Below are 24,075 nucleotides of genomic sequence, written 5' to 3' on the forward strand. Positions count from 1 at the left end.
GCATGCAAAAAAAAGCGCAGGTACCTTGTCGGCACCTACGCTTTTCATTCACAACAGATTACTGCTGCTTATTCTCTGCAATTTCGATCAGTTCCTTGACGGCCACGCTGACCATGATCAGTCCGGCTACCGGAGGAACAAAGGCGTTACTCGCTGGTGGCTGTTTGGCCTTGCGAATTTCCGGCGCATTCTCAGGAACGATTTTCTGTGTTACATCTTCGCGTGGTTTGAGCGGCTTTTCGGTTGAAAAGACCACTTTCACACCTTTTTTAATACCGTCTTTGCGAAGTGTCGTACGGACAACACGAGCAATCGGGTCCATGGTCGTTTTCGAAATGTCCGCAACCTGGAATTTCGTCGGGTCCATTTTGTTTGCCGCACCCATGCTGGAAATGACCGGAATCTTCCGTTTGAGGCATTCTTTGATCAGGTGGATTTTGTAAATGATCGTGTCCGACGCATCCAACACATAATCCAGCTCATACTTGAACAATTCCTCATACGTTTCTTCCGTGTAAAACATATTCAGTGCAATCGCGTCGCACTCTGGATTGATGAGCTTCACTCGTTCCACCATCAGATCTGCTTTTTTCTGACCAACGGTCGTGGTCAAAGCATGAATCTGACGATTGATGTTGGTGATATCCACTACGTCTTTATCAATCAGAATGATACGGCCAACACCACTGCGGGCGAGAGCTTCCACTGCAATACCGCCCACGCCGCCGATGCCGAGCACAGCTACTGTACTATTTTTCAGGGCGTTCAGACCTTCAGGTCCGATTGCCAGTTCTGTTCTTGAAAATTGATGGAGCATTGAGAGTCGATGCCTCCTTTATTTCTTTTCCGCCACCGGTTTACGGGCTACGCGGATGTGAAGTTGTTCCAATTGGGAGTTATCCACTTCAGAAGGTGCATTCATGAGCAGATCCGTTGCACTTGCCGTTTTCGGGAAGGCAATCGTTTCACGCAGATTCGTGCGACCTGCCAGCAGCATCACCAGACGGTCGAGACCAAAAGCGATTCCGCCGTGTGGTGGCGTTCCATATTCAAATGCTTCGAGCAGATATCCGAATTTCTCGTTGGCCACTTCCGGAGAAAGTCCCAGAGCAGCGAACATTTTTTCCTGAACATCACGTTTGTAGATACGCATCGAACCGCCGCCCACTTCATAACCATTCAGAACAAGGTCATAGGCTTGAGCGCGAATTGCACCTGGATCTGTGTCAAAAAGATGCACATCTTCGTCTTTAGGACGTGTGAAAGGATGGTGTTCTGCTACATAACGTTTCGCATCTTCATCGTACCCGAGCAATGGGAAGTCCACAACCCATGCAAATTTGAATTTGCTGTCATCAATCAGGCCCAGTTGACGACCGATTTTCAGACGAAGTGCGCCCAGTACATCTGCAACCACTTTTTTGGTGTCAGCAGAGAAAAGCAACAAGTCGCCTTCTTCAGCGCCAGTACGTTCTTTGACTGCTTCGATCTCTTCTGGCGTAAAGAACTTCACGATTGGCCCTTTGAACTCGCCATCTTTGACTTGAATCCATGCCAATCCTTTTGCACCGTAACGCGCTGCGAATGGTCCGAGGTCATCGATTTCTTTACGGCTCCATGTACCACAGCCTTTGGCGTTCAGAACTTTCACTTCTCCACCTTTTTCGATGACAGAAGCAAATACTTTCACACCACTGTTTGCTACGATATCGTTCATTTCAACCAGTTCCATGCCGAAACGCAGATCCGGTTTGTCTGAACCGTATTTACCCATTGCATCTGCATACGTAATCCGTTGGAAAGGCAGTTCCAGCTCAATACCTTTCGTTTCACGCAGCAATTTGGCCATCAGCTCTTCCATCATTGGCAGCAGGTCATCCTGTTGCAGGAAGGAAGTCTCGATGTCGACTTGGGTGAATTCCGGTTGACGGTCCGCACGCAAATCTTCATCACGGAAACAACGAGCGATCTGATAGTAACGCTCAAGTCCGCCGACCATCAGCAATTGTTTGTAAATTTGCGGTGATTGTGGCAGGGCGAAGAATTCACCTTCATGCACACGGCTTGGTACGAGGTAATCACGCGCACCTTCCGGGGAGCTCTTGGTGAGGATTGGTGTTTCTACTTCAACGAATTCTTCTCCATCCAGATAATCACGGAACACTTTGGATGCTTTGGAACGCAATTTCAATGTTTCAAACATTTCCGGACGACGCAAGTCCAGGTAACGATATTTCAAACGAAGCGACTCGTCGACTTCCACACCATCTTCGATGAAGAATGGAGGTGTTTTTGCCGCGTTCAGTACTTCAATCTCGGTAATTTGCACTTCGATTTCACCTGTAGGCAGGTTTTTGTTTACTGTCTCTTCGTCACGTTTAACCACTTTACCCGTTACTGCGATAACGTACTCGCTCCGCACTCTGTCAGCGATTTGCAATGCTTCGCCAGAGTAAGCCGGGTTGAAAACAACTTGTACAATTCCGCTGCGGTCACGCAGATCGATAAACAGTACGCCCCCCAGGTCACGGCGGGTCTGTACCCAGCCGTTCAATGTTACGGTCTCACCGATGTGTGCGGGTGTTAATGCGCCGCAATGATGACTTCTTTTCATAACCAAACTCCTCTTATGTGAATTTCCGTTCTGTATGGGCGGGCAGAGCCCGCTATTCAACAGTGCGGTTGCGTGAAGACGATTTTATTCAAATGGCATGTTATTACCTCTGGCTCTCCAACTTCCGATTAATCGGAAACATTGGTGAACCTCCGTAATTTTGCCGGATCAATTGTTGCTATTTTACAGTTTCAAACTCGTGCTTATTTACTTCCGCGTATAGCAGATACCAGATCATCCAGCTTCACCGTTTGTTGTTCACCTGTATCCATGGACTTCAGGGCAATTTCCCCGCGCTCCAGCTCATCATCACCCAGAATGGCAGTGTAACGGGCTTTGAATCGGTCAGCAGATTTCATCTGAGCTTTCATCTTGCGACCGAGATAGTCGCGTTCGCCGGACAGACCCGATTGACGAAGCTTAAACAGCTGACGGTTGACTTCACGATCGGCAGCTTCACCGAGAGCAACAAAATATACATCCAGTGGAGCAAGGGAACTAACATCAATATTCTGGTGTTCCAGAATCAGTTGAATACGCTCCAGACCAATACCGAAACCAATACCAGGCTGATCCGGTCCACCGATATCTCCAACGAGGCCATTGTATCTGCCGCCACCGCCGACTGTATCAATCGCCCCAATACCTTGGGCTTTCAGTTCAAAAGCAGTCAATGTGTAGTAATCCAAGCCGCGCACCAGACGATTGTTCACCGCGTAATCTACGCCAAAATCATCCAGATACTCTTTCAGCTTAGCAAAGTGGTTCAATGATTCTTCATCCAGACTATCCAGTATGGACGGTGCCCCTACGAATTTGTCCTGATCAACTTTGCAGTCGAGCACACGCAATGGATTACGTTCCATCCGGGATTGGCAGTCCTTGCACAGGCTGTCCTTCATCGGTCTGAGGAATCCAAGCAATTTTTCGCGATATTCTGCACGGCTAGTTGGGTTACCCACCGAGTTGATCTCGACTTTGACATCTTTCAATCCCAGTTCTACACACAGTTGATACCCAAGCGCAATGACTTCAGCATCAATCGCTGGATCAAGGGCTCCGATAGCTTCTACACCGAACTGGTGGAACTGACGCTGGCGACCTGCTTGCGGACGTTCATAACGGAACATCGGACCGATGTAATAGAGCTTGCTCACATCCGGTTCGCCATAAATTTTATTTTCCACATAAGCGCGTACAACACCCGCTGTACCCTCCGGACGAAGGGTCATGCTGCGGTCGCCTTTATCATTGAAGGTGTACATTTCTTTTTCAACAATATCGGTTGTTTCCCCAACTCCACGTACAAATAAAGAAGTCTGTTCGAAGATCGGTGTGCGAATCTCGCGGTAATTATAACGGCGACACAGATCACGCGCTTTTTCCTCTACGAACTGCCACTTTTCCACAACACCAGGCAGCAAGTCTTGCGTTCCAGTCGGTTTTTGAAAAGCCATCTTTCATCCCTCCAGCATCTATTTTTCTCTGTATATCAAAAAAATCCCTCGCCCTGTCACTGTATACACAGCAAACAAAGGGACGAGGGATTGTGTTTACACATTCACCCGTGGTACCACCCACATTCCGGAATCCCTGACACTTTCGCCGTTCAGGTGATCATGTAATGATCTAAGGTTGCTCCAGGCAATCCGATCATACAGATCATTCCGCTCTACGTATAACGCACGCCCTGCGCAGGCCAGCTAATAACCATCAGATGTAAATCTAATGTGTTCGCTGTCTGTTCTCGGGGAAGTCATTCGTCCGCTCATCAAGAGAATCCTTACAGCCAAGGGATTCTTCTCTGTTCATGTGGGCACGGAGTACTTGGTCCCGTCATCAAATCATCAAGTTATATCGTTTAAAGTTATTATATAACGTTTAAAGTTAATTTATTTTCTGATTGTAATGAACCGCAGTGCTAAAGTCAAGGGCTAACACAAAAAGATAGCACTAGATAAAAATATTCACACGTCATACGGAATGCATAGTCCACAGAAATCAAGACTAATAGAAGCTGGACTCATCAAATGAATTCCAACTTCTATTGCCTTCTTATATCTCTATTGTTTCAGCATCCACTTCAGCAGATCCGGCACATTCGCCCATAGACGGGAGTGCATAATGACATATTCAATCGCTTCGTCGGAATTGCCCATCCCGACAAAATCAGGGAGGTTATACGGCAGCTGCTTCAAACCCAGCAGATAATCAGGCACATGGTTGTTCACACCCCGGGCCACACGGTACAGCATTTTGAGCTGGGAGGTGATTCCGTTCTTCTTATACTCCAGAATGATCTGGTCATAGGCAAAGGCGGCTGCAGCGTCACCTTTCCCATACTTCTCCATCAGTTGCTCTGCCTGCTCCAATTGGTTGCTGTACAAATACACAGCAGCGAGCAGGTAACGCGCTCCGGTATTGTCTTCCGTATTAAGCTCCAAAATATGCTCCAGGATTTGTGCCGCTTCGTTGGTATCTCCACCAAACCAGCAGGATTCGGCGTAGCTTTTGCATATCCGGATATATGGACGAGTCTCATGAAGCGCCCAGAAGTCCCCCTTGTTCTTCTCAAAAAACAGTTCGCCCAATTCGCGTTCGCCAGCAGCGATTCCGGCCTTGAGGTAAGCTCGTGCATCAGACTCATTGTCCGATTCCTCAGCCAGAATACGATATGCATCAGAGCTGTCTGAATACATCTCCAGGGCCGTTTTCGCCAGCTGTATTCTGCGTTTGGAAGAACTAGCTTCCATCGCCTTATGTAGCAGAGCCTGTGCTTTGTCCTTCGATGTACCTAGGCTGTTCAGAATCATCAGCTCGTCCGTTTCGCCACCCATGCCGTATTCTTCGATGTATTCGAACATCTCCTTAACCTTTCGGGAGATCGTTGATGTCGTTACCTCATATTTATCTGACAGCTCAGCCTTCGAAACATTGAAGCCGTATTCCTCAGACAGCAAGTACTCGATTGCAGCAAAGAACGAGCCTGTCTTCTTCACAGTAGGGCGGGTCTGACGGGAATAGCCATTCCATAGCACCAGAGCTTCCAATATCAGCTCCCGCTCGTAATGGTTCCTCATGTTCTCAATAAGCTGCAGGGCCAGCTGTTCGTGAGCCTGATGCTCCCATTTCAGTTCGCGCTCCACCATCTTTTTCAGTTTGGTCAAGGTTAGTTTGCTCTCAGGCTGAATCGAGACTTCCTGGACATGCTGCTCCGTTGATATCAGCCCCAGTATGGATTCTACCGCAGAAGGCTCCTTGCCCAGACAGCATTTCTTATATTTTTTCCCGCTTCCGCACGGGCATAAATCATTTCTTCCAACCTTACTCAAAACTAATTCCCCCTTAAATCTGTCACTAGCCATTCGCATGAGAACACTGTTGCTTTAGCATTATAGGTGTCATTTCTCAAACGAGGCATTCTATATAACTTACAATTTCTAGCATCATGCAGAAACGGTTGCCGCCCTTATATAAGGGCGGGGCCGTTTCAGCGAGTATATGTTCATCTAGAATATAACGATCACTCTGGCGATGAATTCCTCATACTCTCGATCATAGGATTGGATTTGCCTGAGCCCAATCGCTGGAAGCATGATTTACCGTCCAATATAGCCAACTATGAAAACAATGCGCTTTAAAATACATTAACCCATTTCTCTATTCTAGCAAAAAATTTAAATAAGGGGTAAGCTTCGCCCAAAACATATAAATTCTCATTTCAAAAAAAAAACCTGCACACGGTGTGCAGGCTCAAAGGATATATAAAAAAAGGGGGTCATGTGTGTTATTATAAACGGGCTATGTTAAAGGCTTATGTAACTAATATTACAGTAATATTACAAAAATGATAGCGCTTTATATTTTGTTGTTTTCTCCATTATTAAAGCCCCTGCAGATGGCCCTGACATGGAAGTCAGACCCTGCAAGGGCTTCATACTACATATTAATTCAATTCTTCCACATAAGCTTGGTTGGAACGAAGTTTATGAACGATTTCCTCATAATCCTCATCCCTTACTTTGGCAGACAAAACATAATGCAGATCGTCATAGTCAGCCGAGGACACATCCGCAGCATTCAACAGATCGCCATCCTCATTGACATTATCTCGTGAACCTCGCTCCGTATCACGATCCACATTGCTGACGACCGGGATTACATTTTCGCTGGCGGGAACCCCAGGTGCTGCACCCACTCCCATGGCTCCATTGGTTCCTACGCCACCCGCTGTGTTATAAGGCACCAGAGGTACCATAATCCGTTTGTCTCTGCCAACCGCGCTATCCAATTGCCCTACCTCCAAATGCTCTGTACGGAACGTCTGAAGTGAGGTTCTTGCCCCCTCTGCCTCGTCCTCGGTCCGAAAATACGCCTGAATATGTTTTGTCATGTCAAACCCTCCTTTATCGGAATAAATGCATTGGTGTAACGAAAACTTAGAAGCTTTGAGCTTCAATCTTCATTTTAATCAGTAATCACATTATCGTACGGTCCGCCCCAAGTCATTAAATGACTTTTAACAACTCGCGGACAAATGCCGGTTCATCGGCAGGCGTACGGGATGTAATATAATTTCCATCTACAACAGCTTCATGATCCTTGAATTCTGCCCCAGCGTTCACCATATCATCCTTGAGCGGAGGATAGGCTGTAATCGTACGGCCTTTCAACAGATTCGCACTTGCCAGAATTTGCGGACCGTGGCAGATCGCCGCGATAGGTTTCTTCGCACTGTTGATCTCCGTTACGAATTTCAGGATATGTGCGTCTGTACGCAAATTTTCAGGAGAAGATCCACCAGGAATGACAACTGCGTCGTAATCCGAAGCCGAGACCTCAGCGATCGCTTTGTCCGAAGTATAGGAGGCTTTACCACCTTTACCTTTCAGCGTCTCTCCTGCTTTCAAGCCGATAATTTCCACGTCGTGTCCGGCTTTTTTCACCTCATCATATGGAACCTGCATTTCCGAATCTTCAAAATCATTCGCCAATAAAAAAGCAACTTTACTCATAACGTATGTTCTCCTTTCCGTGTTCGAAATTTCTTGAAATCGGGTATTCGCAGAAATTGTTGGTGTACATTTCTTGTTCATTGCCCGTAATAAATACTGAACCTGGCACGCCATCGTGCCTCGTTCTGTTATTACCCTAACCAGAGCCGTTTATAACATGACGAGCCTGTATTATTTTGACTTTGATCAGACCATCTGATTCAGCTACAGTTAAGTTCCATAACAAAAAAAGCCCTGATTCGATGATCGAATCAAGACTTTTCATTCATTCCAAATGGTCAGCACTCAGTCACGCGGAAGACGGCTCTGCTCCCCTTTGTCCGAATCCTGAAGGGCCCAAACCGTTGTTGTACACTCGGCAGCAGCGCGGGCAAGCTTCAGGGACTCATACAGGTTTCCAGGCAGAAGCAAAGGTTCTATTCGGGAACGTGTTTCCTTGACGGATTGGCGCATAATGGGTGGGATACTCCTTTGATCATCTTATGTTAATGAACCGAATTATCCCTCATTATGGCCTGTTCCCCAACCAATTATGCATGCGTTTCTTGACGAATAGGGCTTTCGAGCATTAAAGTCACCGGTCCCCAATTCGTGAAAGTCACATCCATCATCGCTCCGAAACGCCCGGTTTCCACCTGAATTCCTTTATCACGTAACAGCTGATTAAACGTTTCATACAACAATTCTGCCGCTTCAGGTCTGGCTGCAGCTGCAAAGCTTGGGCGTTTTCCTTTGCGACAATCTCCGTACAATGTAAATTGTGATACAGATAATACAGCCCCGCCCACATCAATCAGACTGAGATTCATCTTTTCCTGCTCATCTTCAAAGATACGAAGTCCAGCGATTTTGTCTGCCAAATATATGACATCCTTCTCCGTGTCCTCATGTGTAATTCCCACGAGCAACATCAATCCGGATTCAATTCTTCCCGTCAGTTCTTCTCCAACGGTCACCTGAGCCTCTTTACAGCGTTGTACAAGCACCCTCATCTTACAGGCTCCTTACTGCATAATTCGATGCACAGAATAGACATCTTTCACTCGTTTGATCCGTTCCACAACCGAATGCAGATGCTCCGTATTACGAATCAGAATTGTGACATGCACCAATGCTAATTTATTTTTATCTGTACGTCCGGTGACGGCAGATATATTGGTTTTACTTTCCGAAACAGCCTGAAGCACTTCATTGAGCAAGCCGTTGCGATCATGGCCCGTAATCTCAATATCCACACTGTAGTTGGCTTCAATATTCTCTTCCCACTCGACTTCAATGACGCGAGCTGCTTCTTCCCCATCCGTACTGGACGGGATATTTGGACAGTCCGTTCGATGCACCGAAACCCCACGTCCACGTGTAACATACCCGATAATAGCATCCCCTGGTACAGGGTTACAGCAGCGCGCAAAACGTACAAGCAAATTGTCTATACCTTTGACACGGATGCCATTCGTCGGACGGTTTTTGCGCTCAGGTGCAGGCTTCAGCTCACGCATCTCGGAGTTCAGCTCAAGCAAGCTGGATTCTTCCTGCTCCTTGCGAAGTTTCTCCGTTGCTTTGGTCACGATCTGTGCAGCCGTAATGCCACCGAATCCAACAGCTGCGAGCATATCCTCAATATCATTAAAGGCATACTTTTTGGCTGCTTCCTGCAACTTATCGTCCGTCATCCAAGCAGATGGATCAAGTCCCATGCGCTTAAGTTCACGTTCACAACTGTCGCGTCCTTTTTCAACGTTTTCTTCCCGTCGTTCCTTCTTGAACCATTGCTTGATCTTCGCTCGTGCGTGAGAGGATTTTGCAATTTTAAGCCAGTCCTGGCTCGGTCCGTAAGAATGTTTGGACGTCAAAATTTCAATGATATCACCTGTTTTGAGATGATAATCGAGTGGAACGATACGACCATTTACTTTGGCACCAATCGTCCGGTTACCCACCTCTGTATGGATTCTATATGCAAAATCCAATGGAACAGATCCAGTAGGCAGTTCGATAACTTCACCTTTTGGCGTGAATACAAACACCAGATCCGAGAAGAAATCCATTTTAAGCGATTCTACAAATTCAGACGCATCCTGCGCTTCATTTTGAAGTTCAAGAATCTCGCGGAAAAACGTAATTTTATCTTCAAAATTATTTCCGTTTCCGTTCGCAGCGCCTTCCTTGTAGGCCCAGTGGGCAGCAATACCGAATTCAGCGGTGCGGTGCATATCCCATGTCCGAATTTGAACTTCAGTCGGTTCCCCATTCGGACCTACCACCGTGGTATGCAGCGATTGATACATATTCGCCTTCGGCATCGCGATATAGTCCTTGAAACGTCCAGGCATCGGTTTCCATAACGTGTGTATAATTCCGAGGGTAGCATAACAGTCCTTGATGTTATCCACAATAATACGAATCGCAAGCAGATCATAAATCTCGTTAAACTGTTTGTTTTTCGTTGTCATTTTTTTGAACACGCTGTAGATGTGCTTAGGACGACCCGACAGATCTGCCTGAATTCCCATCTCATCCAGCTTGCTCGTAATACCGTCCATAACCGTATCAATATATTGCTCACGTTCCGCACGCTTTTTGTGCATCAGGTTTGCAATTCGATAATATTGCTGCGGATTCAAATAACGGAGGGCGATGTCCTCCATTTCCCATTTGATCGCAGAGATACCCAGACGGTTCGCAATCGGACAGAAAATCTCCAACGTTTCATATGAAATCCGGCGCTGGCTTTCTTCCGACTGAAACTTGAGTGTCCGCATATTATGCAGACGGTCAGCCAATTTGATCACGATGACACGGATGTCCTGCGCCATGGCGATGAACATTTTGCGGTAGTTCTCGTTCTGCTGTTCTTCCTTGGAGCGAAACTGAATACGTTCCAGCTTCGTCAAGCCGTCAACAAGCATGGCACACGTATTGCCGAAATGATTGCGGATTTCTTCAAGTGAAACCGTAGTATCCTCTACTACATCATGAAGAAGCGCTGCAATTATGGAGATGGTGTCCATCTGCATGTTTACAACAATATCGGCAACCGCAAGCGGATGCAGAATATACGGTTCTCCCGATTTTCGCGTCTGTCCATGGTGGGCCTGATCAGCAAATTCGTAAGCTTCACGTATGCGCACCAGATCGGGTTCTTTGATATATGCCCCGGCCTTCTCGAGTAATTGCTCTATGCCCATTCTGATCTGTTCCGTGTCCTTTCTATACAAAATGGAACCCGTGAAATAATATCAACACAGGTTCCCCGTAAAAGTAATTTCCTATAATTATGACGCTTCGCCCGTTTCCCGTCAACTACTGACGAATAAGAGCACATATCCAATTTTTTTATACGATATGTGTCATTCCTCAAAGATGTTGCCAGATATTCAACAGAGGTCGGAAATCTTCCTCATTTACTATGTATTATTACCGTTATTTGCCGAAATAGAAGGATCAATTCTCAAAATAAAAATGGTTCCGCCATGCTTAGTGGAAAAATGTTATTGCTAAATGAAGAGAAACTCTGTACTATATTGAAGATTTGTGTTTCGGAAAAAAGGAGATGAACATTCATTGCAACGTGAAATTCAGGTTAATCAAAAAATGCCGCTTGGCTCAGGATCGCTGCTGAGTCTGCAGCATTTGTTCGCCATGTTTGGCAGTACGGTACTCGTGCCGAACCTGTTCGGTGTCGATCCAAGTATGATCTTGCTTATGAACGGTATTGGAACATTGTTGTACATACTCATGTGTAAAGGAAAGATTCCGGCCTATCTTGGATCAAGCTTTGCTTTTATCGCACCTGTTTCTTCCGTATTAATAGCACACCCTGATAACGGATACTCCATGGCACTTGGAGCGTTCATCGTAACGGGAGTTATTTTCTGCATTGTAGCTCTTATCATCAAGTATGCGGGAACAGGCTGGATTAACGTGGTTTTCCCGCCTGCGGTTATGGGTGCCATTGTTGCGCTAATCGGTCTCGAGCTTGTCCCTGTAGCAGCCGGAATGGCTGGGCTGATCAATTCAAACCCTGCTGAGAACCCAGACTGGGTACCTCAAGCCAAACCAATTATTTTAGCCATGGTTACTCTTGGTATCACTGTTATTGGTGCAGTAACCTTCCGTGGGTTCCCCAAGATCATTCACATTCTAATCGGGATTGTATCCGGTTACGTGCTTGGATACTTTATGGGTGAGGTAAAAACCGAGAATATAGCGAACGCTGACTTTATCTCGCTGCCTACAGTAACGACACCTACATTTGACTGGTCTGTCATATTCACCATTTTGCCTGTGGCACTCGTTGTCATTGTTGAACACATCGGACATCTGCTTGTAACGAGCAGCATTGTGGGCAAAGATCTGTCTAAGGACCCGGGTCTGCATCGCTCCCTGCTCGGAAACGGCGTTTCAACCATTCTTTCTGGTTTTGTAGGGTCCACTCCGAATACTACTTATGGTGAGAATATTGGGGTTATGGCTCTGACCCGGGTTTACTCGACGTATGTTATCGGCGGCGCAGCCGTTATTGCAATCGTGCTTTCGTTCTCAGGTACGTTCTCGGCACTTATAGCTAACATTCCCGTTCCTGTTATGGGTGGTGTATCTTTACTTCTGTTCGGAGTTATTGCGGCATCCGGTTTGCGTATTCTGGTCGAACAGAAAGTGGATTTTGCCAAACCGACCAACCTGTTGCTAACTACCCTTGTACTCGTCATCGGACTTAGTGGTACTGAGATCACGTTTTATGGTATTCATCTCAAGGGAATGGCTCTGGCAACCATCGTCGGAATTCTGCTGAGCTTGTTGTTTAAATTATTTGAAGTACTGGGTTGGTCGAATGATCAAACGGAGAAACAGCCTTTAACCGAGAAAACTCCGGATTGATTTCTTGCCGATCGGTCTGAACGAACAATGTTTATTCATTCTTCATTTTATACATCGTACAACGCAAAAAGCCTGCTCTCTAACCTTTACGGGTTGAGAGACAGGCTTTTTTTGCAAATAGTTAATGCTGTATATTATTTCCCGGGAAACGGGAGATCCAGTTCACGTGATTTAACAGCAATGAATGCCGGAATTCTAGTAGTTCATCAATGTAAATACATCAATTCCTGGCAATTTTGCACGTCCATTCAAATCAGACAGCTCAATGAGGAATGCTGCACCTACAATCTTGCCACCCAATTGTTCAATCAGGTTAATGGAGGTAGCAATAGTTCCGCCTGTCGCCAGCAGATCATCCGCAATCAGGACATTTTGTCCTTTTTCGATCGCATCTGTATGCATAGCAAGCGTATCTTTGCCATATTCAAGATCATAACCGACTTCGATCGTCTCTCCAGGCAATTTTCCGCTTTTACGGATCGGAGCAAAACCGACACCCAGAGCGTACGCCAGAGGAGCGCCCACAACGAATCCACGTGCTTCAGGTCCGGCAATAACGTCAATTTTGAGATCCGAAACCATTACTTTCAGCTCATTGATCGCCTTGCGGTACATTTCTCCATCCTTCAACAATGTCGTAATGTCTTTGAAGCTGATTCCCGGTTGTGGAAAGTCAGGAATGACACGAATATAATCTTTAAAATCCAAAATAATCTCCTCCTAAAATAAATAGCACAACTTCTATCTAAGATACGCCCTTCATCCGGGATATCATCCATTGTGTCAGCTGAGGGGTCGATGCATCCAGCATCACCTGCTCTGTCTCGGCCATGCTCTCCAGCGCCTGATAATGACGCGAAGCGGTTAGCTCACGCTTGGGTGGGTTATCCACAAACACAATCTTTCCAGCTTCTCGGGTAATGAACGATAACTCCTCAAAAACATCCAACATCATGGTAATCATGCGCGGCGAGCAGCCACACTGACGACTGAGCACAGGAGTGATCTCTTGTTCCTCCACGGGTTCAGCTCTCCATTTGGACACCAGCATATAAATACGCTTGAAGAGTTCTCTGGAGGGCATCTGAAGGCGATCTCGGCGGTTGCCTGATCCGTGCAGAAGGATGATATTCTCGGCTCCGCTGAATAAAGCCAGCATTGCATCAAGTTGTTCCGGGGTTTCCGGCGTATCAAACACAAATAACGTCCGGACCTGTTCCTGCCCATAATGCTGCGCGGCAGCATTGCACGGAAACAAACCGACCTTTCTATCATATACCCAAAGGCACGGTTCATACAATGAATTTCCCTCGGAAACATTCGTTTCTTTCCGAACGATGGCACCAATTGAGCCTGACTTGTATCGTAGATGTATTTCAAGCGAACTCAAGAACTGCTTCATCGCGTTCAGAGGCTCCGTACTACCTCGCAAATCAAACACTTGCGCATGTGGAACCTGGATGTCCTGCAGCATTAATTGTGGTTTCCTCATCCCGTTCCACTCATTAACGGACAACTCGCCCATAACATCAATGATGGAGCCTGGAGGCAGAAACTCAGCTAAAGCTCCCTTGCCAAAGGCTACCGTCTCCAATTGCTGACCATCCTGCTCCAAAACCAATTTCAGATGACGTTTTTCCCGTCCCATCGTCCGTGTTTCTTTGACAGTCACATTGCGCAATACAAAACGTGGAGAAGGATTACTCATGCCAAACGGCTGGAGTCTGTCGATCTCTTGAATGACCTGCAATGGTACATCACTGATTCTGCATTCGTCATCTGCAAGACGATGGGGCACAAAGTCCTCCTCTGTCAGCACGGATGCCGCAAACTCATTCAATCCTGCTTCCAGCTCTTTAAGTTGATCACGATGAAGGCTCATGCCTGCTGCAGCTGGATGACCACCATAATGGTCCATCGTGTGTTTGCAAGCAGTTAATGCCTCATAGATGTCCAGCCCCTCTATGGAGCGTGCTGAGCCTTTACAAGCGCCGCTCTCCGGGTCAATGCCCAGGATAAGCGTTGGCCGATAATACCGTTCAAGTAACTTGGAAGCTACGATACCTACAACTCCAACATTCCAGCCTTCTCCCGCCAAAACGATGACGTCCGGCACTGCTCCGGAATTAAGCTGGATTTTCTGCTCCAACTGGGTTGTCGCTTCCAGAAGTATACCCTCAACAACCTGTTGCCTTTCACGATTCAGCAAGTCCAGTTGGCCTGCCAGAGTGTGTGCCTCATCCAGATCCTCGGTTGTAAGCAGCGATACTGCTCTGCCAGCATGATCCAGACGTCCACTTGCATTAATACGCGGAGCCATTGCAAAGGCAATATTGATTGAGGTGACCTGAGTTTGATCCACACCACTAATTTCAAGCAGAGCACTTACACCAGGCAGACGTGTACCTCGCATGGACTCAACACCATAACTGACGATAACCCGGTTCTCGCCTTCCAAAGGCATCAAATCGGCAACCGTACCAATAGCGGCAATTTCCATCCATTCTCCAGGCACTTCTCCGATCAATGCCTGAGCCAGCTTCAGCGCTACACCCGCACCAGCTAACCCTTTAAAAGGGTAAGGACAGTCCGGAAGCTTGGGATTAATGAGTGTATAAGCCTCAGGCAAAACTTCAGGTGGTTCATGATGATCCGTCACAATGACTTCCATTCCCAGTGTTGCAGCATAAGCAATCTGCTCTACCGCACTGATTCCGGTATCTACCGTAATCACCAGCGTGACTCCTTGTTGATGAGCCCAATCCAAGGCGTGATTGTGTAACCCGTAGCCTTCATTGGAACGATGAGGAATATAGATATCATAAGAAGCACCGAGATAACGCATCAGATGGATCATCAGAGATGTACTGGATACTCCGTCCGCATCGTAGTCCCCATATATTAAAATATGTTCTTCACGCTCAATAGCCTGCTGGATTCGGGGCACAGCTTCTTTCATGCCTAGAAGCAGATAAGGATCATGCATCTGATTCAGATCAGGATGCAGAAATTGTTCTGCCTCTGATTCATTATGAACCCCCCGACTGACCAGCAAACGTCCAACAAGTGATGAAACGGAAAGCGCCTGCGAGAGTCCCGCAGCCGCCTCCAAATCGATATTCGGTGTGTTCCACCGGTATTGCGAATAAAGCAATGATAACGCTCCTTTCCTGATCTACTGAACCAAGCTTCATTACTGAATTAATGTCGCTTCAGGATCTGGCAGTTCATGATTGGATTTATAAGGATATCCAGGATCATAAGGTACAGCCTGGATCTGTACTTCTTTCACATGACTGAAACGAGTTAAGAGAAGTGTCTTCGCCCGGTTCGCAATCTCTTGTGCCTCGAGCACGGAAATTCTAGGGTTCACACTAATGACCAGTTCAATCGTAACATCATGTTCCTGTTCACGTGCTACCAGATGTTCAATCGTAATAATGCCATATACACGCTGCACCGTCTCTTTGAAGTCAAGTGCTTCTTCCTGTTCCAGTTCCTGAACAAGTGAACCATATACGGTATCCACAATCATTCTGTAGCCTTTGTGAAGCACAAAACAGGAAGCGATCAATGCAGCTGCGGGATCCATATATCGAAGAATACTCCACCCCATCGTTTCTCCTGTCATGGAACCTACAATACCGACCAAGACGATAAGTGAACAGTAGAGTGCCCGACGATGTTGCTGTGCATAAGCGAGAGCCTGCGATTGATTTCGTTTACGGAAATATCGGTATTGATATTGAAAGATTGCTTCTTTCACAGCCAATGCTGCAAAAGCTACCACAAGTGCATGGGTGTACTTCTCTAGCGATTCTGGTTCATCTCCAGACAGACTACTCAAAGCGGAGATGGCGATCTGCAAACCTCCCATAAGGATGAGCACAGATAATAATACCGAAATTCCAGGTCTCGCGATACGTGAATGTTCCTTTGACCGCTCCCTACGAGCCTTTCTTTTTGTTTGTACAGACTTCGAGGGAAAGAGGCCGGACAATGAAGAAGCAGCTTCTGAAGCAGAGTGAAGGCCGTCTGCAAGCAACGATTTGCTGTTTGCCATATAACCGAACCCAGCCTTGATTACTGCAAGTGTCAAATTCCCGGCGATCCCGCTCCACGTGGCAGCGTGAACAGAAGGGAAACGTTCTCTGGTCATGGCGATGCCCCCCTTAATACTCTACCTAAAGTTGCAAAACCGCGCCTAGCAGACGCGGCTTGACAATACAATGTTTAGTTGGATGCTTTGACAGCTGCTTTAGGTTTCTCTGTTTGTTTACCTTTGAGCGCCAGCCACAAAGGAGCGGCAATGTAGATCGAAGAATATGCACCGAACAACGTTCCGATGACCATAGCAAGTGAGAACATGCGAATGGATTCTCCACCAAAAATAAACAAGCAGAGCGAAGCGACAAACACGGTGAATGTTGTATTCAGGGAACGTGTCATCGTTTGCGCCAAACTGCGGTTGACTACTTCACGCAAATCGGCTTTCGAAGTCTTTTTAGCAAAACGCATATTCTCACGAATCCGGTCGAAGATAACGATGGTATCATTGATCGAGAATCCGACAATGGTCAGTACAGCCGTAATGAAGGTCAGATTCACTTCCAGTCGGAAGATCGAGAACACACTAATAACTACAAATGCATCATGGAAGAGCGCAATGACAGCAGCCAAACCAAACCGCCATTCAAATCGGATAGCTACATAGATCATAATCCCGATACTTGCGATAAGAACCGCGTATATGGCATTACGTTCAAGCTCTTTAGCCATCTCCGGATCAACCGTGTTGACTTCATAAGAAGCGGTTGAATCCAGCTTGGTGAACTCTTGCTTAAACTTGCTTTCCTGATTTTCATCCAGTACGTTCGAGAAACGAACGTTAACCCGATCAGCACCAGGTGTAATATGAACATCTTTTGTGTCAACACCAAGATCACTAACGATGGGCTTAATTTGTTCAGTTGTGATCGCTTTAGATACCGTAATATCAACATTTGAACCTGAACGGAAATCTACCGCATAATTCAATCCCAGAGCCAAAATGCTGATGATACCTGCAATCGTCAAAATGATGGAAAAGGTATAGGCTATCTTACTGCCTTTAATATAATCAAAATTCCAATTAAAGCGCACGAATTTCACTCTCCTTCACTCCGAAGTACTTAGGCTTCTTCAACACGTTAGCCCGCACAAGCAGGGTCAACAGGAAGCGGGAGAAGAAAATATTCGTGATAATGCTGGTCACGATGTCAAAAATCAATACCAGTGCGAAACCTTTAACCGCACCTGTACCCATGAAGAACATAACTGCTGCAGCAATGATGGTTGTAATGTTAGAGTCAATAATCGTACGGAAGGAATGTTTACCTCCTGCTTTAACCGAAGACAATATCGACTTACCACTGCGCATTTCTTCCTTAATCCGCTCGTACGTAATGATGTTGGCATCCACGGCCATCCCTATACCCAGGATAAATGCCGCGATCCCGGAAGGGTAAGCACGAATTCTCCCATATAGAAGATTGCAAGTACCAACCACGTATGTGTAATTAGGGCAAAACTCGCAATAATCCCCGGAATACGGTACAGACCAATCATGAACACCAGGATAATTACGGAACCAATTAATCCCGCTTTAATCGTCTGGTCCAGAGATAGTTTACCAAGCGTTGCACCAACGCTTTGAGAGTACTTCTCTGTCAGTTTCAACGGCAAAGCGCCCAAATTAATGGTATCGCGAAGCTGATTGGCTTCCTCACGTGAGTAGTTACCCGTGATTTGTGCAGAGCCATCACTCAGCTGCTGCTGCACGGTTGGAGCGGATAGCAGTTGATCATCCAGATAGATAGCCAAAGGTTGTCCAATCAAACGTTTGGTGATTTCAGCAAACTTGGCTTTGTCTTTAACCTGGATATCGATCATCGGTGCGTTCAACTGGCTGAATACCACTTTGGCACCATTCTCCACGAACTCATTTCCCCGAAGCTCGATTTTAGTGTATTCGCCTTCTTTGTCATTCTCAGCTTTACTGCGGAAGGTCATGACAGCAGGCTCTTTCATTTTCGCTCTGACTTCAGCCTCGTCGGTAACCCCGGCCAGCTTCAAGCGGATCCGGTTCGTTCCTTCAGTTGTTACTTCCGGCTCGCTTGTTCCGAGCGCATTGGCACGGCTCTCCAGACTTTTTGCTGTTTGCACCAAAGATGCTTTGGTGACTTGTTGTCCTTGTTCCAGCGGCTCTGCTTCATATAAGATCTCGTAGCCTCCTTTTAAATCAAGGCCCAAGCGTATATTTTTGAGCAGCCCTGGACTTGTGCCCAACATTACTCCTGCGGTCACAAGCACGACCAAAATGAAACTGACGATTCTTTTCATGCCGTTCCTAGATCCCCTTTCGTTCTCAATATTCCTATTATAGCGATGCCGTAAAAAGCAGTCAATTTCCAACAAAAAAGATCCCTTTCGTTAGAAAGAGGACCCCCGGTATGCAGACACGGTCATAAAGTTCATAAAGCTTGTTGCTTTCAGTGACAATATGTCGTTCACCAGTTGGTGAAGCGGTGGAATGCCCTGCTTTTCATATTTATGACTGATGCAATTCCAGACATCTTTGCTGGTGACATATTCGTAACCGACAAGCCTTAATTCCTCTGCCTTGCTGCGGCAGAGCATCTCTATAGACTGTTCCAACTCCACATCATTCATTTCTTCCAACGGGGAGCCTCCCTTCATACATCCAAGCCTTTATGCGGCATCAATATTACATCATTCGACTTTACCCGATCATATTCCTTCTTGCTGGTGATGGATCTTTTTGTTAATCGTGTCCAAGTTGTCATGAGAAGATATTGGACTGGCATAGGATGAAGAACGACGGCTTTGTCCCGTTTATGAATACCTGTACTCCAACCGGGAAAGAGGGGTAGTCTTGAAGAAACAAACTTTTATCCAGGGAGCCATGATCCTGCTCGCCGCAGGCATTATTAATCGGATTCTCGGGTTCATCCCGCGCATTGTGCTGCCACGAGTTATCGGTGCAGAAGGTGTTGGCATCTACCAACTGAGCTATCCCTTTTTCATCGTACTCGTCACATTGATCACTGGCGGTATTCCATTGGCCGTAGCCAAACTCGTAGCCGAAGCGGATACAGGTGCCAACCGTTATTCACCCCAACGGATTCTGCAAATTAGCCTGAGCTTCACACTGACCCTTGGCGTTGTGTTTATGTTTTTGTGCATCATATTCGCTCCATGGGTTACCCGTTATGTTCTAACCGATGAGAGAGTCTATCACACGTTTGTCAGCATGAGCCCTATGATTGCCATCATCGCCGTATCTGCAGTCTACAGAGGGTATTTCCAGGGAAAGCAAAACATGATGCCTACGGCTGTTTCATCAATCGTAGAAACGGTCATTCGTATTATCTGTGTGATCTGGTTTTCCTGGCTCCTCTTGCCCCGAGGAATTGCCCAAGCTGCAGCAGGAGCCATGCTGGGAGCACTTGTTGGTGAATTCATCGGTATGCTCGTATTATTGTGGAACTATGCCAGACAGAAGAAATATATGGATCAACATCTGCCCGTACTCGAATCTCCAATCGAACCCAAACCTGCTATTTCAAAAAACTCAACCGGCTCAGAACCTGGACTTCTTCGTCGTTTACTCGCGATTTCCGTACCTGTAACTGCCGGGCGGTTAGTTGGTTCCCTCTCCTATCTCGCTGAGACGATTGTAACCGCACAGAGTCTAGCTATTGCAGGTATCTCCAAAGGGCTCGCCACGGCCCAGTATGGTGCATTACAAGGTATGATTATACCTCTACTTCTACTGCCGGGAGCCTTAACTTCCTCGTTAGCCACGTCACTTGTCCCCTCATTGTCTGAGGCCTCGGCGCAAGGTGACCGTGCTCTCATACATAAACGGATGCATCAGGCTCTGCGTCTAGCACTCGTAACAGGTGCTCCATTTTCTGTTTTTATGTATGTGCTTGCCGAACCGATGTGTCTTGTTCTGTATAATGATGCATCGATTGGAAGCATGCTTAAGCTCATGGCTCCTTTTGCTTTGTTTATCTACATTCAAGCTCCTCTTCAAGCGGCTCTTCAGGCACTTGATCGTCCAGGAAAGGCACTACTCAATACATTTATTGGTGCTGTCATTAAAATTACGTTGATTTTGGTACTCGCCTCCCGGCCGGAATACGGTATTTTTGGAGCGGTAATTGCCATTTGTGTGAATTCAACGATCGTTACTCTTTTACATGCAAGAAGTGTGCGCAGCCTGTTACAGTTCCGTTTCAAGATGATGGATTGGGTCAAAACAGGCACTGGTATGGTCATCATGGGCGCCGCTACTCTGGTCATTTATGAACAGACTGCATCCTTGCTTCCATTTTGGCTCAGAATGCTTCTCGCGCCCCTTGTTGGTCTGATCGTCTATTTCATTGTTATGGGCTGGACCAAAATGATTGATTTTCATGATCTTTCCCGTGCGCCCTTTATTGGTTCCTGGTTTAAACGCCGTTCTTAAACGTCAGTTATCTTTATCATCTTTGGAACTTACATAAATTTTTCCGTTATGATCGATGGAACAGATAAACACGTCTTTAAAGTCCATAATACCTTTGTGCTGAATCTGATTTTTAAGCCAAAATCTGGTTTTTTGGATCAGCTCAAGGTTTTGATCCTGAACTTTGCCATCCATGATCAATGGCAATGGCAGCCCTTCATATTTGATATTTTCAAACCCTTCTATTTTGTTTTTTCCCGCTTTTTGTTTGGAATTAGATCCTGTCGAACCAGATCCTGATGAGCCGCTGTTGCCGCTCGAAGAACTCTGACCTTTCGGAAAAACAGTTAGCTTGCCTGTGGTCTCCAATATGGCAAATTCCACATCTCCAATGCTGTCTACATTTTGTTCGCGAAGCTGTAGAAGCAGATCATCCAGATTGTAACGCTGCTTTCGCATTTCATCTCGATGTAATTTCCCTTTGGAGATTAACACGGTCGGCTTGCCATCAATCATTAACCGAAGCTTGCGGCTTTTGAGACTGAGAAATGCCATAGCAATCTGCACTACTAGTACCGTCAGCATCGGTACAATACCATGGAATAACGGTTTATTGATATCTTCAATGACAAATGCCGCAATTTCTGCAAGCATGATGGATACGACCAGATCAAACATGGACAGCTTCCCGATCTCACGTTTACCCATTATCCGAATTGAGCCATAGACAATAAAGTACATGAGCATGGTTCGAAAGATATGTGCTCCGACATCTGAGAAATTCACAACAGGGTTCCTCCTTCGGATCTGAATTTTATACAGGTACCTGAAGCGTAATCCCTATTTTGGCCTGAAGCTCACATGCTCATGCAAATATAATCCGTTCATTTAATGGAAAATTCAGTTCATAAGTCAGAGGGCTTGACCATACACTGTATTAATTTCAAACTTGTACAAGGGGGTCGCTTCATGCAGTTGATTCGCCGAATGGTTTCATTTCGAATGTCTAACCCGATTCTTTCGGGCCTCTGTCATGCTTTTGTGTGGATGATGTTAGGCGCACTGATTCTATCCTTCTTTCTCTGGATGACCGGAATGCGGGAACAGGATCTTTCCCTGTATACGTACGTTGTTCATGGCTTGTCCTTGCTGGTTGGTGGCTTTGTATCTGGCAAGAGGTCAGGTGAGCGAGGATGGTACCACGGAGGTATTACCGGAATCGTCTACGGACTTATTGTATTGCTGATTGGGTTTCTGGCACTCGACGCCTCGTTCAATTGGAAAGACAGTCTGCAGCTTGCAAGTGCATTTCTGATTTCTGCACTAGGCGGTATATTTGGAGTCAACACACGAAGATCATAGAAGATCGGGGTTTAACGGTTATTTGAGAAAAAGAAAAAGAGAACCGGGTCTCCATGGAGATCCAGTTCTCTGATAGTGAAAAATACGCTGCAAACGTACTCATAGCCTTACAGGCTTTTTGAACATCTATGATTTATTCAGCCGTTTCACGTGCAACTGCACTGCTAATTGCATTACGATCGAATGTCAGTTTAGTAACATCGTTTACACGCAATACAACCACATCATCCGTGATTTCAGCAATCGTTCCGTGAAGACCGCCGATTGTAACAATTTTATCGCCTTTTTTCAATTGTCCTAACATTGAATTACGTTGCTTCTGTTTTTTGTTCTGTGGACGAATCATCAAGAAGTAAAAAATTGCAACCATGAGTACCAAAGGTACAATCAAAGATACAATTCCACCGCCAGCTGGAGTTGCTGATGCAGTCATTGCCTGAAACATGTAAAATTCCCCCTTATCGACTATACGTACAGATAATGCTTGTTACTTCGGTTCCGCAAAAACCTGGTCAGAAACCTTTGTCATTGTCATGAAGACCATATTGATCGAAAAATTCATCCCGGAAATCAAGCAAACGATCTTCCATTATGGCTTTACGCACATTGCGCATCAAATTCTGCAAGAAATGAAGATTGTGGATGGTCGTCAAACGTAAGCCAAACGTTTCATCCGCTTTGATTAAATGACGCAAATAGGCTCTTGAATAGTTAAGACAAGTATAGCAATCACATTCAGGGTCTAGTGGCCCAAAATCAGTTGCAAACTTGGCATTACGAACTACCAGACGTCCTTGGCTGGTCATCGTTGTTCCGTTACGGGCAATTCGGGTAGGCAGAACACAATCGAACATGTCCACTCCGCGAATCGATCCCTCAATCAATGCATCGGGTGAACCAACACCCATTAGATAGCGTGGTTTATTGGACGGCAACAAAGGAATTGTGTAATCCAATACACCATACATCAAATGTTTCGGTTCTCCAACACTCAGTCCACCAATAGCATAACCCGGGAAATCCATGGAAGTCAAATCTGCCGCGCTCTGGCGACGAAGATCTTCATGCATGCCCCCCTGTACGATAGCAAACAGCCCTTGATCATTCGGACGAGCATGACTTTCCAGACAACGTTCTGCCCAGCGGCTTGTTCTTTCAAGTGATTTTTTCACATATTCATACTCAGCAGGATAAGGCGGGCACTCATCAAATGCCATCATAATGTCGGAGCCCAGTGCATTCTGGATTTCCATTGCCACTTCAGGCGAGAGGAATTTTTTATCTCCGTTTAGATGGGAGCGGAAGTTAACGCCTTCCTCCGTAATTTTGCGCATCTCACTCAGAGAAAACACTTGGAACCCGCCACTGTCAGTCAAAATCGGGCGATCCCAGTTCATAAATTTGTGCAATCCGCCTGCCTGACGAATAATTTCATGGCCAGGTCTCAGGAACAGATGGTAAGTATTGCTCAGAATAATCTGTGCATCCATCTCTTTCAGTTCTTCGGGACTCATCGTCTTCACCGTGGCCTGTGTTCCTACAGGCATGAAGGTTGGTGTCTCAATAATACCGTGAGGTGTATGTACACGTCCCAAACGAGCTCCGGATTGTTTACAGGTTTTGATATGTTCGTACGTAATTGCTGCCATTGGTTTTAATCATCCTCTAAAAATTAATCGTAATACCTT

At 46.1% G+C, this 24,075-nt stretch carries 20 protein-coding genes and 1 pseudogene; 3 read left to right on the forward strand and 18 right to left on the reverse strand.

Features of this window, described 5'->3' with window-relative positions:
* Positions 1–58: 58 nt before the first annotated feature.
* From PTQ21_RS30060 to PTQ21_RS30100, 9 genes are all read right to left on the reverse strand, one after another.
* Positions 59–817 carry a tRNA threonylcarbamoyladenosine dehydratase gene (locus PTQ21_RS30060; RefSeq protein WP_024633055.1) on the reverse strand — a complete coding sequence of 253 codons (759 nt, stop codon included), beginning with the start codon at positions 815–817 and terminating at the stop codon, positions 59–61.
* Between the two features lie 18 nt (positions 818–835).
* Positions 836–2,614, reverse strand: a complete 1,779-nt coding sequence (gene aspS, locus PTQ21_RS30065; RefSeq protein WP_063567716.1) for an aspartate--tRNA ligase — start codon at positions 2,612–2,614, stop codon at positions 836–838.
* Between the two features lie 203 nt (positions 2,615–2,817).
* A complete protein-coding gene (gene hisS, locus PTQ21_RS30070) occupies positions 2,818–4,071 on the reverse strand; it encodes a histidine--tRNA ligase (protein WP_072734765.1) in 1,254 nt (417 codons plus the stop codon).
* Between the two features lie 606 nt (positions 4,072–4,677).
* Positions 4,678–5,946 (reverse strand): SEC-C metal-binding domain-containing protein, encoded by a 1,269-nt coding sequence (locus tag PTQ21_RS30075; RefSeq protein WP_090953836.1) that lies wholly within the window; start codon positions 5,944–5,946, stop codon positions 4,678–4,680.
* A 614-nt stretch (positions 5,947–6,560) separates the two neighbouring features.
* The gene (locus PTQ21_RS30080) at positions 6,561–7,007 is read right to left on the reverse strand and encodes a hypothetical protein (RefSeq protein ID WP_090953838.1); all 447 of its coding nucleotides are present in this window, start codon (positions 7,005–7,007) and stop codon (positions 6,561–6,563) included.
* A 115-nt stretch (positions 7,008–7,122) separates the two neighbouring features.
* Positions 7,123–7,629, reverse strand: a complete 507-nt coding sequence (locus PTQ21_RS30085; RefSeq protein ID WP_072734768.1) for a type 1 glutamine amidotransferase domain-containing protein — start codon at positions 7,627–7,629, stop codon at positions 7,123–7,125.
* Between the two features lie 285 nt (positions 7,630–7,914).
* Complete coding sequence (locus tag PTQ21_RS30090) at positions 7,915–8,082, reverse strand: hypothetical protein (protein ID WP_157258400.1); 168 nt, start codon at positions 8,080–8,082, stop codon at positions 7,915–7,917.
* A 77-nt stretch (positions 8,083–8,159) separates the two neighbouring features.
* Complete coding sequence (gene dtd / locus PTQ21_RS30095) at positions 8,160–8,621, reverse strand: D-aminoacyl-tRNA deacylase (RefSeq protein ID WP_274568268.1); 462 nt, start codon at positions 8,619–8,621, stop codon at positions 8,160–8,162.
* 12 nt (positions 8,622–8,633) lie between these two features.
* A complete protein-coding gene (locus PTQ21_RS30100; RefSeq protein WP_063567711.1) occupies positions 8,634–10,817 on the reverse strand; it encodes a RelA/SpoT family protein in 2,184 nt (727 codons plus the stop codon).
* Between the two features lie 376 nt (positions 10,818–11,193).
* Between PTQ21_RS30100 and uraA the strand changes: the two genes are divergently transcribed.
* Positions 11,194–12,510 carry a uracil permease gene (gene uraA, locus PTQ21_RS30105; RefSeq protein WP_063567710.1) on the forward strand — a complete coding sequence of 439 codons (1,317 nt, stop codon included), beginning with the start codon at positions 11,194–11,196 and terminating at the stop codon, positions 12,508–12,510.
* Positions 12,511–12,705: 195 nt separating this feature from the next.
* Here the strand turns inward: uraA and PTQ21_RS30110 are convergent, their stop codons facing one another.
* From PTQ21_RS30110 to PTQ21_RS30135, 6 genes and pseudogenes are all read right to left on the reverse strand, one after another.
* Positions 12,706–13,218: an adenine phosphoribosyltransferase gene (locus tag PTQ21_RS30110; RefSeq protein WP_024633046.1), complete on the reverse strand. Its 513-nt coding sequence runs from the start codon at positions 13,216–13,218 to the stop codon at positions 12,706–12,708.
* 37 nt (positions 13,219–13,255) lie between these two features.
* Positions 13,256–15,664 (reverse strand): single-stranded-DNA-specific exonuclease RecJ, encoded by a 2,409-nt coding sequence (gene recJ, locus PTQ21_RS30115; protein WP_063567709.1) that lies wholly within the window; start codon positions 15,662–15,664, stop codon positions 13,256–13,258.
* Between the two features lie 39 nt (positions 15,665–15,703).
* Positions 15,704–16,669, reverse strand: coding sequence for a cation diffusion facilitator family transporter (locus PTQ21_RS30120; RefSeq protein WP_063567708.1), 966 nt, complete (start codon positions 16,667–16,669; stop codon positions 15,704–15,706).
* A gap of 74 nt (positions 16,670–16,743) precedes the next feature.
* On the reverse strand, positions 16,744–17,652 hold the full coding sequence (gene secF / locus PTQ21_RS30125; RefSeq protein ID WP_064635842.1) for a protein translocase subunit SecF: 909 nt from the start codon (positions 17,650–17,652) through the stop codon (positions 16,744–16,746).
* Positions 17,642–18,891 (reverse strand): annotated as a pseudogene (secD, locus tag PTQ21_RS30130) (protein translocase subunit SecD). Before secD ends, secF begins: the two are co-directional and overlap by 11 nt.
* Positions 18,892–18,981: 90 nt before the next feature.
* Positions 18,982–19,248 carry a post-transcriptional regulator gene (locus PTQ21_RS30135; RefSeq protein ID WP_029881319.1) on the reverse strand — a complete coding sequence of 89 codons (267 nt, stop codon included), beginning with the start codon at positions 19,246–19,248 and terminating at the stop codon, positions 18,982–18,984.
* A gap of 196 nt (positions 19,249–19,444) precedes the next feature.
* Here PTQ21_RS30135 and spoVB point away from each other — a divergent pair, with 196 nt between their 5' ends.
* The gene (spoVB, locus tag PTQ21_RS30140) at positions 19,445–21,046 is read left to right on the forward strand and encodes a stage V sporulation protein B (protein WP_063567707.1); all 1,602 of its coding nucleotides are present in this window, start codon (positions 19,445–19,447) and stop codon (positions 21,044–21,046) included.
* A gap of 3 nt (positions 21,047–21,049) precedes the next feature.
* On the opposite strand, the gene PTQ21_RS30145 is transcribed toward spoVB, so the two are convergent.
* Positions 21,050–21,772: a YetF domain-containing protein gene (locus PTQ21_RS30145; RefSeq protein ID WP_072734816.1), complete on the reverse strand. Its 723-nt coding sequence runs from the start codon at positions 21,770–21,772 to the stop codon at positions 21,050–21,052.
* 222 nt (positions 21,773–21,994) lie between these two features.
* On the opposite strand from PTQ21_RS30145, the gene PTQ21_RS30150 reads away from it, so the two are divergent.
* A complete protein-coding gene (locus PTQ21_RS30150; RefSeq protein WP_053779103.1) occupies positions 21,995–22,387 on the forward strand; it encodes a TIGR04086 family membrane protein in 393 nt (130 codons plus the stop codon).
* A 133-nt stretch (positions 22,388–22,520) separates the two neighbouring features.
* On the opposite strand, the gene yajC is transcribed toward PTQ21_RS30150, so the two are convergent.
* Positions 22,521–22,832, reverse strand: a complete 312-nt coding sequence (gene yajC, locus PTQ21_RS30155) for a preprotein translocase subunit YajC (protein ID WP_072734772.1) — start codon at positions 22,830–22,832, stop codon at positions 22,521–22,523.
* A gap of 67 nt (positions 22,833–22,899) precedes the next feature.
* Positions 22,900–24,036, reverse strand: coding sequence for a tRNA guanosine(34) transglycosylase Tgt (gene tgt / locus PTQ21_RS30160; protein WP_274568269.1), 1,137 nt, complete (start codon positions 24,034–24,036; stop codon positions 22,900–22,902).
* Between the last annotated feature and the right edge of the window lie 39 nt (positions 24,037–24,075).

It is taken from the genome of Paenibacillus marchantiae (assembly GCF_028771845.1).
GTDB lineage: Bacteria > Bacillota > Bacilli > Paenibacillales > Paenibacillaceae > Paenibacillus > Paenibacillus marchantiae.